The following is a 15,593-nucleotide window of genomic DNA, read 5'->3' on the forward strand; positions in this document are numbered from 1 at the left end:
CTGAATAGACTGGAGATTCTTAAGATAGGGCCAACACGGACGCTGTTTTACGCATCGCTTGCATAAAATTGCACGCAAAGTTTTATGTCCGCGACATCGGCTGTCCGGATTGCGCAAGCGGCCGTCGGGAGGGTGAAATCTATGCGGGCCAGGGCCTGGGAAAAATGAGACGGGCGACTTCGCCCGTCTCAAGTGCGTGCTTTTTCGCGCAGGATTTAGAGACGCGACGCCACGTCCGCAGCGAGCGGGATCGAGGGCTGGGCGCCGCTCTTCAGGCAGGCGAGAGAGCCGGCGACTGCTGCGCGGCGCAGAGCGTCGGGGAAGGCGATGCCGGCATCGAGGCTGGCTGCGAGATAACCGCAGAAGGTGTCGCCGGCGCCGACGGTATCGACCGGCTCGATCTTCAGGCCCTTGGCGCGCTGGATCTCGCCCTCATGCACGGCCACCACGCCTTCGGCGCCAAGCGTGACGATGACCGTCTGGCCGGTCTCCGCGTGCAGCGCCTTCATCGCTTCTTCGCGCTCAGTGCTCCCGATACCGCTCTTGCCGGCCAGCAGCTCGAATTCGGTTTCGTTGGCAATGACGATATCGGCGAGGCGGCCGAGGCGGGCTGCGTCCGGTGTCAGCGGCGCGATGTTGATGACCGAACGCACGCCCTTCTGTTTGGCGGCGGTGAGCGCCTTCTCGACCGAAGCGGCCGGAATTTCGAGCTGCAGCATCAAGGTGTCGCCGGGCTTCATGCCGTCGACGGCCTTCACCGCATCGGCTTCATCGACCGTCGCATTGGCGCTGGCGACGACGACGATGACATTTTCGCCGTCACCGCCGACGAGGATATGGGCGGTGCCGGTCGGCTCGCTGACCGTCTTGGTCAACGACAGGTCGGCGCCCGCACCCTTCAGCAGTTCGAGCGCGCCGTCGGCAAAGCTGTCCTTTCCTACCGCGCCTGCCATCTGCACCGTCGCGCCGGCACGCCGTGCGGCCAGCGCCTGGTTTGCGCCCTTGCCGCCGGCGGCGGTCGAGAAGCTGGTGCCGGCGACGGTTTCGCCGGGCTTCGGAAGGCGCGCGGTGGTGGCGATCAGATCCATGTTGATGGACCCAAAAACAGTAATCATGTGAAACTATCCTGTCGGCTTTGCGAATTGGGCCGGAGAGTGCCCGACAGCCTCAGTCCTCGTCAACCACCCGCAGGCGCAATTGCCCGACGCGATTGTCAACCGCGGCACGTGGTTCGTCCGCGTCCCGTGTGCCGCCTTCCGCTTGCAGCTCTAGGGCCTCGATCTTGGCCCCGCGGCGGGTGAGCTTGCTGGAGGAAACGAGGATGTCCTCGACATCCTTCTGGCTCATGGCGAAATGGCCCTGCAGCTTGCGCACGCGCTCGTCGAGACGGCCGAGATCCTCCATCAGCCGCGCGACTTCGCCCTGGATCAGGTGCGCCTGCTCGCGCATGCGCGCATCCTTGAGGATCGCCTGGATCACCTGGATCGACAGCAGCAGCAGGGAGGGCGAGACGATGACGATCCGCTGGCGGTGCGCCTTCTGCACGATCGCTTCGAAATGCTCGTGGATCTCCGCAAAAATCGATTCCGAGGGTACGAAGAGGAAGGCGGTGTCCTGCGTCTCGCCCGGGATCAGATACTTGCCGGCGATGTCGCGCACATGCGTTTCCATGTCGCGGCGAAAGAGTTGGGCGATCTGCTGGCGCCGCTCCGGAGTCGGAGCATCCCGCATCGCGTTCCAGGCTTCGAGCGGAAATTTGGCGTCGATGACCAGCGGCGGCTGGCCGTTTGGCATGCGGATGGTGCAGTCGGGCCGCACCCCGTTCGACAGCGTCGCCTGGAATTCGAAGGCACCCATCGGCAGCCCGTCGGCGATAATCGCTTCCATGCGCGACTGGCCGAAGGCGCCGCGCGTCTGCTTGTTCGATAGAATCGCCTGAAGTCCGGCCATGTCCTTGGCGAGCGACTGGATGTTGTTCTGGGCCGTGTCGATGACGGCGAGGCGCTCCTGCAGCCGGCGCAGGTTCTCGTGTGTCGCCTTGGTCTGCTCGCTGATCGAGGCGCCGATGCGATGGGTCATGCCGTCGATGCGCTGGCTGAGTGTCTGGTTGAGCTCCGCCTGCCGGGCGCCGAACACCTCGGCCATGGCCGCGACCCGCCCTTGCATCTCCGTCTGTGCTGCCAGCAGCATTGCCATCTGTTCCTGCCGCTCGTCGTCGCGGGGATTGCGCCGGCGCGAGAGCGCCATCAGGCCGGCAACAGCCAGCACAAGGCCGGCGGCAATCGCCAGATGGCCCAGGGTAATCGGCAGGGTGCCGATGAAAAACAACGGTTGGGCGAAGGGAAGGGGCGCGGGTTCCATGCGCCAAACCTAACAGATTCTCTCGCGAAGTGTAGATCAAAACAAGAACATATGTGCGCGGCGGTTAACGCCCGACGAGGGACGAGCGGGTGCCGCAGGTGGCAAGGCAATTTCCTTGCGCGTCGATGGAAAGATCGGCTATGGGAGCATCATGACCATCAAGCCGCTTATCATCCTTCCCGATCCTGTGCTTCGCCAGGTTTCAACGCCGATCGAAACCGTCGACGCGGACGTCCGCCGTCTGGCCGATGACATGCTCGAAACCATGTACGATGCCCCCGGCATCGGCCTTGCCGCGATCCAGATCGGTGTCGCCAGGCGCATGCTGGTGCTCGACGTTTCGAAAGAGGGCGACGAGAAGACGCCGCTTGTCTTCATCAACCCCGAGATCGTCGCTTCGTCCGACACCTATTCGGTCTACGAGGAAGGCTGCCTGTCGATCCCGGACTACTACGCCGAGGTCGAGCGCCCCGCCGTCATCACCGTCAAGCACCTCGACCGCGACGGCAAGCAGCAGACGATCGAGGCCGAAGGCCTGCTCGCCACCTGCCTGCAGCACGAGATCGACCACCTGAACGGCGTGTTGTTCATCGACCACATCTCCAAGCTCAAGCGCGACATGGTGATCCGCAAGTTCACCAAGGCTGCCAAGACGCGCGGCGCAAAGGCGATCTGAGCCTTCGATCGCGGAAGATCACGCGAAATTTTGAAGGCGGGAACCCATTGAACATTCCAGGAAGAGCGTGAAACGGCTTTCCTGGAATTGTCCTGTTTTAGAGAATGAGATCATTTCGCCGTTTCCCCGCATGAAGTGATCTGAAAGGACGGAGTTACCGCCTTGTCGCTTCGCATCATCTTCATGGGCACACCGGAATTTTCGGTGCCGACACTGGCGGCACTTGCCGAGGCCGGTCATCAGATCGTCGCCGTCTACACCCAGCCACCGCGGCCGGGTGGCCGCCGCGGGCTCGATCTGCAGAAATCGCCGGTGCACCAGGCGGCCGAACTGCTGGGTATTCCGGTGCTAACGCCGGTCAACTTCAAGGACGAGGCGGACCGCCAGACCTTCCGTGATTTCGACGCCGACGTCGCCGTCGTCGTCGCCTATGGCCTGCTTCTGCCCGAGGCCATCCTCACCGGCACCAAGCTCGGCTGCTACAACGGCCACGCCTCGCGGCTGCCGCGCTGGCGCGGTGCAGCGCCCATCCAGCGCGCGATCATGGCCGGCGACCACGAGACCGGCATGATGGTGATGAAGATGGAAAAGGGGCTCGATACCGGCCCGGTCGCCCTCACCAAGACGGTTCTGATCGGCGAGACGATGACCGGGGGCGAATTGCACGATCGCCTGATGCAGGTCGGCGCCAGTCTGATGCGGGAAGCGATGGCAAAACTCGAGGCCGACGATCTGCCGCTGACGGTCCAGGCCGAGGACGGCGTCGTCTACGCCCAGAAGATCAGCAAAACGGAAACCCGCATCGATTTCGCCCGTCCCGCCCGCGAGGTCCACGACCATATCCGCGGCCTGTCGCCATTTCCGGGCGCCTGGTTCGAACTTGAGATCGCCGGCAGGCCGGAGCGCATCAAGGTTCTGAACTCGGAGCCCGCTTCCGGCGAGGCCGAGGCCGGCACGGTGCTCGACGATAATCTGACGATTGCCTGCGCCGAGGGCGCCGTTCGGCTCACCCGCCTGCAGCGCGCCGGCGGCAAGGCGTTGGGTGCGGCCGACTTCCTGCGCGGAACGCCGGTTGCGCCCGGCACGAGGGTCGGCTGATGCCGCGGTTCAAGCTGACCGTCGAATATGACGGCTCGGACTATGTCGGCTGGCAGCGGCAGGACAACGGAGAGTCCGTGCAAGGGGCGATCGAAAAGGCGATCCTGTCGCTGACCGGCGAGACCGTGTCGATCCGCGGCGCCGGCCGCACCGATTCCGGTGTGCACGCCAGTGGCCAGGTCATGCATGCGGATCTCACGCGTCCGTGGAAGCCCTACACGCTGCGCAACGCGCTAAATGCCCATCTGGGGCTTGCGGGCGAGCGGGTGGCGATCCTCGAGGCCGAGGAAGTGTCCGAGGAATTCGACGCGCGCTTCTCGGCGCTGCGCCGCCACTACCTCTACCGCATTATCTCGCGGCCCGCGCCGCTGGCGCTTGAAGCCCGGCGCGCCTGGTGGGTGCCGAAGCCGCTCGACCATGAAGCCATGCATGCAGGCGCCCAGCGCCTCGTCGGCCATCATGACTTCACCACCTTCCGCTCCGCCCATTGCCAGGCGGCGAGCCCGGTGCGCACGCTCGATCGGCTGGACGTCGCGCTTGTCGCCGGCGTCATCGAGATCCGCGCAACGGCGCAGAGCTTCCTGCACAACCAGATCCGCTCCTTCGCCGGCTCGCTGAAGCTGGTGGGCGAAGGCAAGTGGACGCCGGATGATCTGCAGGCGGCGCTTGAGGCCCGCAACCGCAAGGCCTGCGGCCCCGTGGCGCCGCCCGATGGGCTTTATTTCCTTCAGGTGGACTACTGATCCCGAAGTCCTAGCTTGTCGGGATCAGACCGAAGAAGCGCTGCAAGAGATCGCCGATCATCATCGACGGCAACAGGAACAGCGCCGTCAGCGCCGAGGCAAGCAGCGTCTGGTTGCCGGTCACCATGCGCAAGAGCCGGAAGAGCACCGCAACGCTGATGACGAGCAGCGTCAACCAGATGAAGCTCGTCAGCCCCTGGCTCCCGGGAATGACGACACGGATCGCCGCCGGCACCGCCATGGCGTAGGAGAGCGGAACCGAGAGCCAGTTTGTGGTAACGACGATCGGTACCACCGCTCCGGCAAATCCGAGTGGGCGCGAGAGAATGGCGATCAGCACCAGCGGCAAGAGCCAGCTGACGAGATCGACGACGAGCAGCTTGAAGATGAAGCCGATGCCGATCGTGGTGCCATCAGGCATGACCGAGAGGTAGTAGAGCCGCCAGGACGCCCAGGTGACGGCGATCGCCGGCAGGCACCAGAGCATGGACGTGAACGAGCGCCAGAGGCCACTCTCGCTGAAATCGAGCCAGCGGAAGCCTTCTTCGTTACCCTGCGCCAGGAGCCAGAGCCCCCGGATATAGGCAAGCACCTCATCAAGCAGCGGCATGGCCGAACCAGCGGGCGATGAAGGTTTCATAGATATTGGTCAGGGTCTCGAGGTCGGCAACGGCGACCCGTTCGTCGACCATGTGCATCGTCTGGCCGACGAGGCCGAACTCGACCACCGGGCAATAGTCCTTGATGAAGCGCGCATCCGAGGTTCCGCCGGTCGTCGACAGCTTCGGCTGGCGCCCCGTCACGGCTTCGACCGCGCCCGAGAGCGAATCGATCAGCGCGTTGTTGCGTGTGAGAAACACGTGGCTCGGGCGCTCGGCCCAGACGATTTCGTAGCGAACGGGGGCGCGGTCCGGACGCAGGCTACCGCTTGCCGCGGCACGGTCGAGCCGGGCGATGATCTCGGCCATCAGGCTTTCGGCGGTCCATGTGTCGTTGAAGCGGATGTTGAAGGCGGCCGCCGCCTTGGCCGGAATGACGTTGACGGCACTGTTGCCGACATCGATCGTCGTCACTTCCAGATTGGAGGGCTGGAAGCTCTCGGTGCCGTTGTCGAAGGGTGGGTCCATCAGCGCCTGCGTCAGCTGCAGGATGCCGCGCACCGGGCTGTCGGCGAGATGAGGATAGGCCGCATGGCCCTGCACGCCGTGAACGGTGATGCGCCCGGAAAGCGAGCCGCGCCGGCCGATCTTGATCATGTCGCCAAGGCTCTCCGGGTTGGTCGGTTCGCCGACCAGGCACGCATCCCAGCGCTCGCCCTTGTCGGCCGCCCATTGCAAGAGCTTGGTGGTGCCATTGATCGCCGGTCCCTCTTCGTCGCCGGTGATGAGGAAGGAGACCGAGCCCTTCGGGGCGCCATGCTTTTCGACATGGCGGGCGATTGCCGCGACGAAGCAGGCGATGCCGCCCTTCATGTCGACGGCGCCGCGGCCATACATCTCGCCGCCGGCAATGTCGGCCGAAAACGGACCGTGGCTCCAGGCGGCCTCGTCGCCGACGGGAACGACATCCGTATGCCCGGCAAACATCAGATGCGGGCCTTCGGTTCCAAGCCGCGCATAAAGGTTCTCGATGTCGGGCGTGCCAGCCTCCTTGGCCATCACGCGGTCGACCGCGAAGCCGAGCGGCTTCAGCATGGCTTCAAGGGCTGCAAGCGCACCGCCTTCGGCCGGGGTGACCGAGGGGCAACGAATGAGGGTGGCGAGATTGGCGATCGGATCGGTGGAGGTCATCTAACGTTATGCCGTCTACATGGCCACGAAGGGCCTTGGGAATGGAGGCTGCTGGTTTATCCGATCGCCAGCGAACTGTCACGCAGGATGGGGCACGCGAGACGGGAACTGTGACGTCGAACGCAGAACGGCGCCGCGCCTGGGCGGAGGCGCAGCGCCGCAGCTTCAACGGGCCGGAAGGATCCGGCCCGCCTGAAGATCGCGAAGGGGATGGAGAAGGGCTTATTCTCCGGGTGCGAGATGCGGCGCCTCGATATGGGCTCCCGCGTGCTTCAGAGGCCGCTCGCCAGCGAGTTTGCGGATCAGCACGTAGAACACCGGCGTCATGAAGATGCCGAAGGCGGTGACGCCGATCATGCCGGCAAAGACCGCGATACCCATGGCCGAGCGCATTTCCGCACCGGCGCCGGTCGACATGACAAGCGGCACCACGCCCATGATGAAGGCCATCGAGGTCATCAGGATCGGGCGCAGACGCAGCCGGCTCGCTTCGATCGCCGCCTTGACCGGCGTGCTGCCCGACAGTTCCAGTTCGCGGGCGAACTCGACGATCAGGATGGCGTTCTTCGCCGATAGCCCGACCAAGACGATCAGACCGATCTGGGTGAAGACGTTGTTGTCGCCTCCGGTCAGCCAGACACCGACGAGTGCCGCCATGATGCCCATCGGCACGATCAGGATGATGGCGATCGGCAGCGTCAGGCTCTCATACTGGGCCGCAAGCACGAGGTAGACGAGCAACAGCGCCAGCGGGAAGACCAGGATGCCGGAGTTGCCAGCCAGGATCTGCTGGTAGGTCAGGTCCGTCCATTCGTAGCCGATGCCCGGAGGCAGGGTTTCAGCGGCGATGCGTTCGATGGCTTCCTGCGCCTGGCCGGACGAGAAACCCGGTGCCGGGCCGCCGTTGATGTCGGCCGACAGGAAGCCGTTGTAGCGGATCGCCCGTTCGGCGCCGACCGTCTGCTCGACCTTGAGAAGCGCCGACAGCGGGATCATCTCGCCGGATTGCGAACGTACCTTCAGCTTGCCGATGTCGTCGGCATGGCTGCGGTAGTTCGCATCCGCCTGGACGCGCACGCTGTATGTGCGGCCGAAGGCGTTGAAGTCGTTGACGTAGAGCGAGCCGAGGTAGATCTGCAGCGTCTCGAAGACGTCGGTGACGGCCACGCCGAGCTGGCGTGCCTTCACGCGGTCAAGGTCGGCATAGAGCTGCGGCACGTTGATCTGGTAGCTCGAATAGAGACCGGCCAGCTCCGGTGCCTGGTAAGCCTTGGCGAGGAAGGCCTTGGTCGCCTCGTCAAGCGCCTGGTAACCGAGGCCGTTCTTGTCCTCGAGCTGCAGCTTGAAGCCGCCGGTCGTTCCGAGACCCTGGACGGGCGGCGGCGGGAACATGGCGATGAAGGCATCCTGAATGACGCCGAATTCCTGGTTGAGCTGCATGGCGATCGCGCCGCCGGACAGTTCAGGCGTCTTGCGTTCCTCGAAGGGCTTGAGCGCGACGAAGACGATGCCGGAGTTCGACGAGTTGGTGAAGCCGTTGATCGACAGGCCCGGGAAGGCGATGGCGTTTTCGACGCCCGGGTGCTTGAGCGCAATTTCGCTCATCCGCTTGATCACGTCTTCCGAGCGGTCGAGCGTGGCTGCGTCCGGAAGCTGGGCAAAGCCGATCAGGTACTGCTTGTCCTGCGCCGGTACGAAGCCGCCGGGGACCGCGCGAAACAGCGTGAAGGTGACGCCGAGAAGCACGACATAGACCACCATGATCAGCGACTTGCGCGTCAGGATGCGACCCACACCGCGGCCATAGGCCTCCGAGCTTGCGCCGAAGAAGCGGTTGAAGCCGCGGAAGAACCAGCCGAAAAGCCTGTCCATCACCCGCGTCAGCCAGTCCTTCGGCGCGTGGTGGTCCTTCAAGAGAAGGGCAGCCAGCGCCGGGGAGAGCGTCAGCGAGTTGAGCGCCGAGATCACGGTCGAGATGGCGATCGTCAGCGCGAACTGGCGATAGAACTGGCCGGTGAGGCCGGTGATGAAGGCGAGCGGCACGAACACCGCGACGAGCACCAGCGCGATCGCGATGATCGGACCCGAGACTTCCTGCATGGCGCGGTAGGTCGCCTGGACCGGCGACAGTCCCTGCTCGATGTTGCGTTCGACGTTTTCCACCACGACGATCGCGTCGTCGACGACGATGCCGATCGCAAGCACGAGGCCGAAGAGGCTGAGCGCGTTGATCGAGAAGCCGAAGACATACATGACGGCGAAGGTGCCGACGATCGAGACCGGAACGGCGACGAGCGGGATGATCGAGGCGCGCCAGGTCTGCAGGAAGATGATGACGACGAGCACGACCAGCGCGATCGCCTCGAGCAGCGTGTCGACCACGGATTCGATCGAGGCGCGCACGAACTGTGTCGTGTCGTAGACGATGCCGTAGTCGACGCCTTCAGGCATGGTGAGCTTCATCTCGGCCATGGCCTTGCGGACGTCGTCCGAAATCTGGATCGCGTTCGATCCAGGTGCCTGGAAGACCGCCATGCCGACGGCCGGCTTGTTGTCGAGCAAGGAGCGCAACGAATATTCAGACGCGCCCATTTCGACGCGGGCGACGTCGCCAAGGCGGGTTACTTCGCCCTGGGCACCGGATTTGACGACGATGTTCTCGAAATCCTCAGGCGTCTGCAGACGGCCCTGCGCGTTGACGGAAAGCTGCAGGTCGAGACCTGGGACGGAAGGCGAGGCGCCGATGACGCCGGCCGCCGCCTGGACGTTCTGGCCGCGCACCGCGTTGGCGATATCGCCTGCGGCAAGGCCGCGCTCGGCTGCCTTCTGCGGGTCGATCCAGATGCGCATCGAATAGTCGCCGCCGCCGAAGATCTGCACCTGGCCGACACCTTCGATACGGGCCAGCCGGTCCTTGACGTTGAGCACACCGTAGTTGCGCAGATAGTTGATGTCGTACTGGCCGTTGGGCGAAAGCAGGTGCACGACCATGGTCAGGTCGGGCGAGCTCTTGACGGTGGTGACGCCGAGACGGCGCACCTCCTCGGGCAGCCGCGGCTCGGCCTGCGAGACGCGGTTTTGCACGAGCTGCTGCGCCTGGTCCGGATCGGTGCCGAGCGCGAAGGTGACGGTCAGCGTCATGAGGCCATCGGCGGTCGCCTGGCTCTGCATGTAGAGCATGTCTTCGACGCCGTTGATCTGTTCTTCAAGCGGTGTCGCCACCGTTTCGGCGATGACGGCCGGGTTTGCGCCCGGATACTGCGCGCGCACGACGATCTGCGGCGGGACGACTTCGGGATATTCGGAGATCGGCAGACCGGTCATGCCGATCAGGCCGGCCACGAAGATCAGGACCGATAATACGCCTGCGAAGACCGGGCGGTCGACGAAGAAGCGTGAGAAGTTCATGGTATCCCCCTTGGGATGCGTTCGGGCAGACCTCCGGCGGGCGCGGCGAAAAAACGCGCCGCGCGGCCATGTCTGCAGAGTGATGCCTTGGCTGGAGCCTCTTCACACCGGGCGAAGAGGCGCCGGGATTACTTGGCGATAGAGGCGGTCGTTTCCTCGACCTGCTGCGGCGCCACGACGACGCCGGGGCGAACCCGCTGCAGGCCGTTGACGACGATGTTCTCGCCGGACTTCAGGCCGCTTTCGACGATGCGCAGACCGTCGGAATTCGGCCCCAGCTTCACCTGGCGATACTCGACCTTGTTGTCGGTGCCGACGACGAAGACGAATTTCTTGTCCTGGTCGGAGCCGATGGCGCGGTCGCTGATCACAAGCTTTTCCTCGGGGTCCGGCTCGCCGATGCGGATGCGGACGAACTGTCCGGGGATCAGCCTGCCGTCGGCGTTTTCAAGCGCCGCGCGTACCCGGATCGTGCCGGTTGCCGCATCCACCTCGTTGTTGATGAGCTGGATATGGCCCAAGATCGGCGTGCCCTCGTCGGCGGCGGTGCCGACCTGGACCGGCAGGCGCTCGATCGCGTTGCCGCCGGCCGATGCTGCGAGCCGGGCGAGAGCGGTGGTGACCACTTCTTCGCTGGCGTTGAAGCTCGCATAGATCGGATCGACCGAGACGAGCGTTGTCAGCACAGGCGAGGCGGAACCGGCAGCAACGAGGTTGCCGGCGGTGACGTCGAGCCGGCCGACGCGGCCGGAGATCGGCGCACGGACCTCGGTGTATTGCAGATCGAGTTCGGCCGTGCGCAGCGCCGCCTTGGCCGAACGCACCTCCGCCTGAGCTTCGTCATAGGCGCTGGCGCGCTGGTCGACGCTGCTCTGCGGCACGGCGCTGGTGGTCACCAGCTTGCGGCCGCGCTCGAGCTCGATCTTGGCGAGCGAAACACGCGCTTCGGCAGCCTCGACCTGGGCCTTTGCCCGCTCGACGGCGGCGGCATAGGGCTCGGGATCGATCGTCACCAGGAGGTCGCCCTGCTTGACCAGCGCGCCTTCGCGGAAGTGGGCCTTCAGGATGGCGCCGCCGACGCGCGGGCGCACCTCGACACGCTCGATCGCTTCAAGGCGTCCGGAGAATTCCTCCCAGGTGGTGATGCGCTTGGACTGCGCCCGCGCCACCGAGACCGGCACGGCCGGCGGAGGAGCGGCGGACGCATCGGTCGCGGCATCGGCCTCGAAATGCTGCGGCAGGCCGAACATGACGGCGGCGCCGCCGCCGACAGACAAAAGAATACTCAGGCCGGCGCCCCAGAGGGCCCGGCGGGTCACTGTCGATGTCATCTTTTCTCTCCTTGCCGGTTGGGAGCCGGCGCTTTGCGTTCGATGCCAGATCGGGGAATGAGCCTCTGAGCGGCCCCGCCTAACGCACCGTCATTTCCGCCGGCTTTGCCCCCGCCTTCTGGAAGAAGCGGGCGAAGATGCCGGTAATTTCCTTCTGCTGTGCCGACCAGCTTTCGCCGGTGCCTGCGTTCTGCGGTAACCATCCGGCGCGTCCGGGCAGCACGTGGGATTCCACCGCCACGCCCGCCTTGCGCAGGCGCTCGGCATAGGCTTCAGCCTCGTCGCGCATCGGACACTCTTCGCTGGTCACGATCAGCGAAGGCACGAGGCCGGCGAGCCGCGTACAGTGGGCCGGCGCGGCGTAAGGGTGGGTGAAGCCACCGTTCTGGCCGAGATAGCGCTGCCAGCCGTCGGCGATCGATTGCGCCGAGGACTGGGGACAGTATTGACGGAACGATGCCGTTGCCAGGCACGGATCCAGCATCGGCGACAGCAGGATCTGGCCCTTGAGATCGGTCAGATACTGGTCTCGCGCCATCAGCGCGGCCCCGGCGGCGACATTGCCGCCAGCCTCTTCGCCGGCCACGAACAGCGACGACTTCTTGTGTGCGAACTGCGGGCAGCGCGCGCGCATCGACGACAGCATGGCATAGGCGACATCGAGGGCCGCGGGAAAGGGGTTGAGGCAGGCCGCGGAATATTCCGGAGATATCACCACCGCTCCGGCTGCCGCGAGTGCCTCGGCAACGCGCTCGCCGGCAGCGATCGTTCCGCCGACGAAGGAGCCGCCATGCAGGTGCAGTACGATCGGCGGCGGATTGAGCAGGGTCTCGCCGCGGTAGACGCGTGCGGTGCACGAGCCTTGGCCCGTCTGCATCGTCTCCACTTTGAACTGTTCGCCCATCTCTCTTGCCTTCGGCCCGAGCCAAACCCACATGTGGCGACAACACGCCACGATAGGAGAATAGCATTGTCTTCTGTCTGGAATAGTCTTTTCAATCTGATTACACTATTCGTATTCTCGAACAATTACGGCTCTTGAAAATGGACCAGCTCACGGCCATGCGCGCCTTTCTCCGGGTCGTCGAAACCGGAAATTTCACCCGCGCTTCCGCTTCGCTGAATATGCCCAAGGCGACATTGACCAATCTCATCCAGGGATTGGAGGCGCATCTGCGCACAAAACTTCTGAACCGCACCACCCGCCGGGTGCTGGTAACGCCCGATGGCGCGCTCTATTACGAACGCGCTGCACGCCTTTTGACCGACCTCGACGAACTCGACGGCAGTCTTTCGAGCGCCCAGACCTTGCCGAAGGGACGGCTCAGGGTGGAGATGGCAAGCGCGATTGCCAACCTGATCGTGATCCCCGCGCTACCGGAGTTTCACAAGCGTTATCCCGACATCCAGATAGACCTCGGGGTCTCGGACAGGACGGTGGACTACGTGGCCGAGAATGTCGATTGCGCCATTCGCGTCGGTGCGCTCACCGACCAGTCCCTGATCGCGCGCCGCATCACCGAGATGAGCTTCGTCGCCTGCGCAGCGCCCGATTACCTCTCGCGCCACGCGATCCCGCAGCATCCCTCGGATCTCTCGAAGAACTGCTACGTCGTCGGCTACTTCCGGCCGCAGACCGGGCAGCAGTTGCCGTTCTACTTCAAGCGCGGCAACGAGGAGATTGAGGTGAACGGCCGCTATGCCGTGGCGGCGAATGAAGCCACCACCTATCTCGCGGCGGCGCGAGCCGGCCTCGGCGTCATTCAGGCGCCGCGTTTCATGGTGCGCGAGGACCTCGAGACCGGCGCCATGCGGCCGGTGCTGGAGGATTGGGAAGTCGAGCCCATGCCGATCTATCTCGTCTATCCGCCGAACCGGCACCTGAGCAGCCGGCTGCGCGTCTTTGCCGACTGGGTGGTCAAGATTGTCGCCCAGTCGCAGCTCGACGCTGCCTGACCGTCACGCGCGCTGGCTCGGTGCCATGCATGATCCGCGTTGCGCTGAGCGTCCGGGCGGAGTGCCGGGACCGCTCGCTCCCCGGTCGTCGGAGTAACAAAAAAAGGCGCCGCGATCGGATCGCAGCGCCTTGTTGATTGGCTTTTGGGTTGCCGTCGCCGGGCTCAGCCCTGGCGGTTCTTGGCGTTGCCCTTCGGCTTGGTTTTGGGCTTGAAGCCGCCGTCCTTGCCAGCGTCCGGCTTGCCCTTCTTCTTGTTGCCCCAGGGCTTTTCGGCGCCCTTCGCCGGCGGCCTGTCCTCGGTATGGGCGGGCCCATCGCTATAGGCGGCCTTCTTTTCGAACTTGCGCTTCGGCTTGAAGTCGCCGCGGTCGTCATTGCGAGGGGCGTCGTCGGAATAGGGGCGCTTCTTGGCAAAGCCCGGCTTATCCTTGGAGTAGTTCGGCTTGTCCCTCGAGAAACTCGGTTTTTCCTGGCGCTGCTGCGACAGATCCGGCGCACCGGCGAGCGGCTTCACGCGGATGCCCTTCTCCAGCATCTTGTCTTTGCCGATCGCCGACAGGAAGCGTTCGGCGCCTTCGGCGGTCATCTCGACGAAGGTCTCTTCCTGCTGCATGCGGATCGCGCCGATGTCGCGCTTGGTCAGCTTGCCGTGACGGCAGAGCATCGGGATAAGCCAACGCGGCTCCGCACTCTGCTTGCGGCCGACGGACAGCGAGAACCAGCTGCCGTCGCTGAAATCGGCCCGCTCGGCGCCGAAGTCCTCGCGCGGTGCACGATCATCGCGCGGTGCGCGTTCGTCGCGGCGCGGCTTGGCGCCGACAGCGACTTCGATCAGGTCTTCCGGAGCGGACCGTCCGGAACGGAACTGGCGTACGAAGGCCGCGGCCATCTGCTCGGCACCGTGGCGCTCGATAAGTGCTGCCACGATCGCCTGTTCGTCCTCGCGGATCGGCTCGGCAAAGCTCGTATCGGCAAGCAGGCGCTCGTCGTCACGTTGGCTGACCTCGTCGGCCGACGGCGGGCGTGCCCAGGTCGCGGTAATCCGGCCGCCGTCGAGCAGGCGCTCAGCCTTGCGGCGCTGGTTGACCGGCACGATCAGTGCGCTGACGCCCTTCTGACCTGCGCGTCCGGTGCGGCCGCTGCGGTGAAGCAGCGTCTCGGAGTTGGTTGGCAGATCGGCGTGAATGACCAGTTCCAGGCCCGGCAGGTCGATGCCGCGGGCGGCAACGTCGGTCGCAATGCAGACGCGGGCGCGGCCGTCGCGCATGGCCTGCAGGGCGTGGGTGCGTTCGTTCTGGCTGAGCTCGCCCGAAAGCGCCACCACCGAGAAGCCGCGGTTGTTGAAGCGGGCGGTCAGATGGTTGACCGCGGCGCGGGTCGAGCAGAACACGATGGCGTTGCGCGCTTCGTAAAAGCGCAGCACGTTGATGATCGCGTTTTCGCGATCGTTCGGCGCAACGGTGAGCGCGCGGTATTCGATATCGACATGCTGCTTTTGTTCGGAAGCGGTGCTGATGCGTACGGCGTCGCGCTGGTAGTTCTTGGCAAGCGTTGCGATCGACTTCGGCACGGTCGCCGAGAACATCAGGGTGCGGCGATCGTCAGGGGACTCTTCGAGAATGAATTCGAGGTCTTCGCGGAAGCCGAGGTCGAGCATTTCGTCGGCTTCGTCGAGAACGATGGCGCGCAGCGAAGAAATGTCGAGCGAGTTGCGGCGAATGTGGTCGCAAAGGCGACCGGGCGTGCCGACGACGATGTGGGCGCCGCGTTCCAGCGTGCGCTTCTCGGTGCGCATGTCCATGCCGCCGACACACGAGGCGATCGTCGCGCCGGTCTCACCGTAGAGCCACTCAAGCTCGCGCTTGACCTGAAGCGCCAGTTCGCGCGTCGGTGCGATGGCGAGCGCCAGGGGGGCACCGGCAGGCCCGAAGCGGCGTTCGTCGCCAAGCAGCGTCGGCGCCAGCGCCAGGCCGAAGGCGACCGTCTTGCCGGAACCGGTCTGCGCCGAAACCAGGGCGTCGCGCCCGGCGAGTTCCGGATCGCGCATCGCCTGTTGAACCGGCGTCAATTCGTTGTAACCGCGTTTTGCCAACGCCTCGGCGATCGCAGGCGCGATCCCTTCGAATTCAGTCATATCTTGTCTTTCGGATATCGGTCGTAGAGCCCAGGACGAACGGATCGTCTCGGCGCCAATTGCCGCGGCCAACACGTCGCGGGCCTGTCATGGCG

General features: G+C 64.9%; 12 protein-coding genes. 4 read left to right on the forward strand and 8 right to left on the reverse strand.

Features of this window, described 5'->3' with window-relative positions; genetic code table 11:
• Positions 1–215: 215 nt before the first annotated feature.
• Together IB279_RS01895 and IB279_RS01900 are read right to left on the reverse strand one after the other, a co-directional pair.
• Positions 216–1,115, reverse strand: a complete 900-nt coding sequence (locus tag IB279_RS01895) for a ribokinase (protein ID WP_113187531.1) — start codon at positions 1,113–1,115, stop codon at positions 216–218.
• A gap of 52 nt (positions 1,116–1,167) precedes the next feature.
• Complete coding sequence (locus tag IB279_RS01900) at positions 1,168–2,361, reverse strand: DNA recombination protein RmuC (protein WP_060519794.1); 1,194 nt, start codon at positions 2,359–2,361, stop codon at positions 1,168–1,170.
• 151 nt (positions 2,362–2,512) lie between these two features.
• On the opposite strand from IB279_RS01900, the gene def reads away from it, so the two are divergent.
• The 3 genes from def (at position 2,513) to truA (ending at position 4,878) form a co-directional block, all read left to right on the forward strand.
• Positions 2,513–3,037 carry a peptide deformylase gene (gene def / locus IB279_RS01905; RefSeq protein WP_113187542.1) on the forward strand — a complete coding sequence of 175 codons (525 nt, stop codon included), beginning with the start codon at positions 2,513–2,515 and terminating at the stop codon, positions 3,035–3,037.
• A 162-nt stretch (positions 3,038–3,199) separates the two neighbouring features.
• Positions 3,200–4,135 carry a methionyl-tRNA formyltransferase gene (gene fmt, locus IB279_RS01910; RefSeq protein ID WP_113187530.1) on the forward strand — a complete coding sequence of 312 codons (936 nt, stop codon included), beginning with the start codon at positions 3,200–3,202 and terminating at the stop codon, positions 4,133–4,135.
• The gene (truA, locus tag IB279_RS01915; RefSeq protein ID WP_034797373.1) at positions 4,135–4,878 is read left to right on the forward strand and encodes a tRNA pseudouridine(38-40) synthase TruA; all 744 of its coding nucleotides are present in this window, start codon (positions 4,135–4,137) and stop codon (positions 4,876–4,878) included. The genes fmt and truA overlap by 1 nt, the downstream gene beginning before the upstream one ends.
• A 10-nt stretch (positions 4,879–4,888) precedes the next feature.
• On the opposite strand, the gene IB279_RS01920 is transcribed toward truA, so the two are convergent.
• From IB279_RS01920 to IB279_RS01940, 5 genes are all read right to left on the reverse strand, one after another.
• Entirely contained in the window at positions 4,889–5,488 is a 600-nt protein-coding gene (locus tag IB279_RS01920; protein ID WP_034797371.1) for a hypothetical protein, read from the reverse strand.
• Complete coding sequence (gene dapE / locus IB279_RS01925) at positions 5,475–6,668, reverse strand: succinyl-diaminopimelate desuccinylase (protein WP_113187529.1); 1,194 nt, start codon at positions 6,666–6,668, stop codon at positions 5,475–5,477. The genes IB279_RS01920 and dapE overlap by 14 nt, the downstream gene beginning before the upstream one ends.
• Positions 6,669–6,890: 222 nt before the next feature.
• Positions 6,891–10,076, reverse strand: a complete 3,186-nt coding sequence (locus IB279_RS01930; protein WP_060519801.1) for an efflux RND transporter permease subunit — start codon at positions 10,074–10,076, stop codon at positions 6,891–6,893.
• Between the two features lie 128 nt (positions 10,077–10,204).
• The gene (locus IB279_RS01935) at positions 10,205–11,407 is read right to left on the reverse strand and encodes an efflux RND transporter periplasmic adaptor subunit (protein WP_034797366.1); all 1,203 of its coding nucleotides are present in this window, start codon (positions 11,405–11,407) and stop codon (positions 10,205–10,207) included.
• A 79-nt stretch (positions 11,408–11,486) separates the two neighbouring features.
• On the reverse strand, positions 11,487–12,311 hold the full coding sequence (locus IB279_RS01940) for an alpha/beta hydrolase fold domain-containing protein (protein ID WP_034797364.1): 825 nt from the start codon (positions 12,309–12,311) through the stop codon (positions 11,487–11,489).
• A 140-nt stretch (positions 12,312–12,451) separates the two neighbouring features.
• Between IB279_RS01940 and IB279_RS01945 the strand changes: the two genes are divergently transcribed.
• Positions 12,452–13,363 (forward strand): LysR family transcriptional regulator, encoded by a 912-nt coding sequence (locus tag IB279_RS01945; RefSeq protein ID WP_034797362.1) that lies wholly within the window; start codon positions 12,452–12,454, stop codon positions 13,361–13,363.
• A gap of 164 nt (positions 13,364–13,527) precedes the next feature.
• On the opposite strand, the gene IB279_RS01950 is transcribed toward IB279_RS01945, so the two are convergent.
• Positions 13,528–15,498: a DEAD/DEAH box helicase gene (locus IB279_RS01950; RefSeq protein WP_060607235.1), complete on the reverse strand. Its 1,971-nt coding sequence runs from the start codon at positions 15,496–15,498 to the stop codon at positions 13,528–13,530.
• Positions 15,499–15,593: the final 95 nt, after the last annotated feature.

The organism is Ensifer sp. ENS06, from assembly GCF_014852205.1.
GTDB lineage: Bacteria > Pseudomonadota > Alphaproteobacteria > Rhizobiales > Rhizobiaceae > Ensifer > Ensifer adhaerens.

Excerpts from the sequence above, each read along its gene's own strand:
- IB279_RS01930 (WP_060519801.1), bottom strand. The coding sequence starts at position 10,076 with ATGAACTTCTCACGCTTCTTCGTCGACCGCCCGGTCTTCGCAGGCGTA.
- IB279_RS01920 (WP_034797371.1), bottom strand. The coding sequence starts at position 5,488 with ATGCCGCTGCTTGATGAGGTGCTTGCCTATATCCGGGGGCTCTGGCTC.
- def (WP_113187542.1), top strand. The coding sequence starts at position 2,513 with ATGACCATCAAGCCGCTTATCATCCTTCCCGATCCTGTGCTTCGCCAG.
- dapE (WP_113187529.1), bottom strand. The coding sequence starts at position 6,668 with ATGACCTCCACCGATCCGATCGCCAATCTCGCCACCCTCATTCGTTGC.
- IB279_RS01895 (WP_113187531.1), bottom strand. The coding sequence starts at position 1,115 with ATGATTACTGTTTTTGGGTCCATCAACATGGATCTGATCGCCACCACC.
- IB279_RS01950 (WP_060607235.1), bottom strand. The coding sequence starts at position 15,498 with ATGACTGAATTCGAAGGGATCGCGCCTGCGATCGCCGAGGCGTTGGCA.
- IB279_RS01940 (WP_034797364.1), bottom strand. The coding sequence starts at position 12,311 with ATGGGCGAACAGTTCAAAGTGGAGACGATGCAGACGGGCCAAGGCTCG.
- truA (WP_034797373.1), top strand. The coding sequence starts at position 4,135 with ATGCCGCGGTTCAAGCTGACCGTCGAATATGACGGCTCGGACTATGTC.
- IB279_RS01935 (WP_034797366.1), bottom strand. The coding sequence starts at position 11,407 with ATGACATCGACAGTGACCCGCCGGGCCCTCTGGGGCGCCGGCCTGAGT.
- IB279_RS01900 (WP_060519794.1), bottom strand. The coding sequence starts at position 2,361 with ATGGAACCCGCGCCCCTTCCCTTCGCCCAACCGTTGTTTTTCATCGGC.
- IB279_RS01945 (WP_034797362.1), top strand. The coding sequence starts at position 12,452 with ATGGACCAGCTCACGGCCATGCGCGCCTTTCTCCGGGTCGTCGAAACC.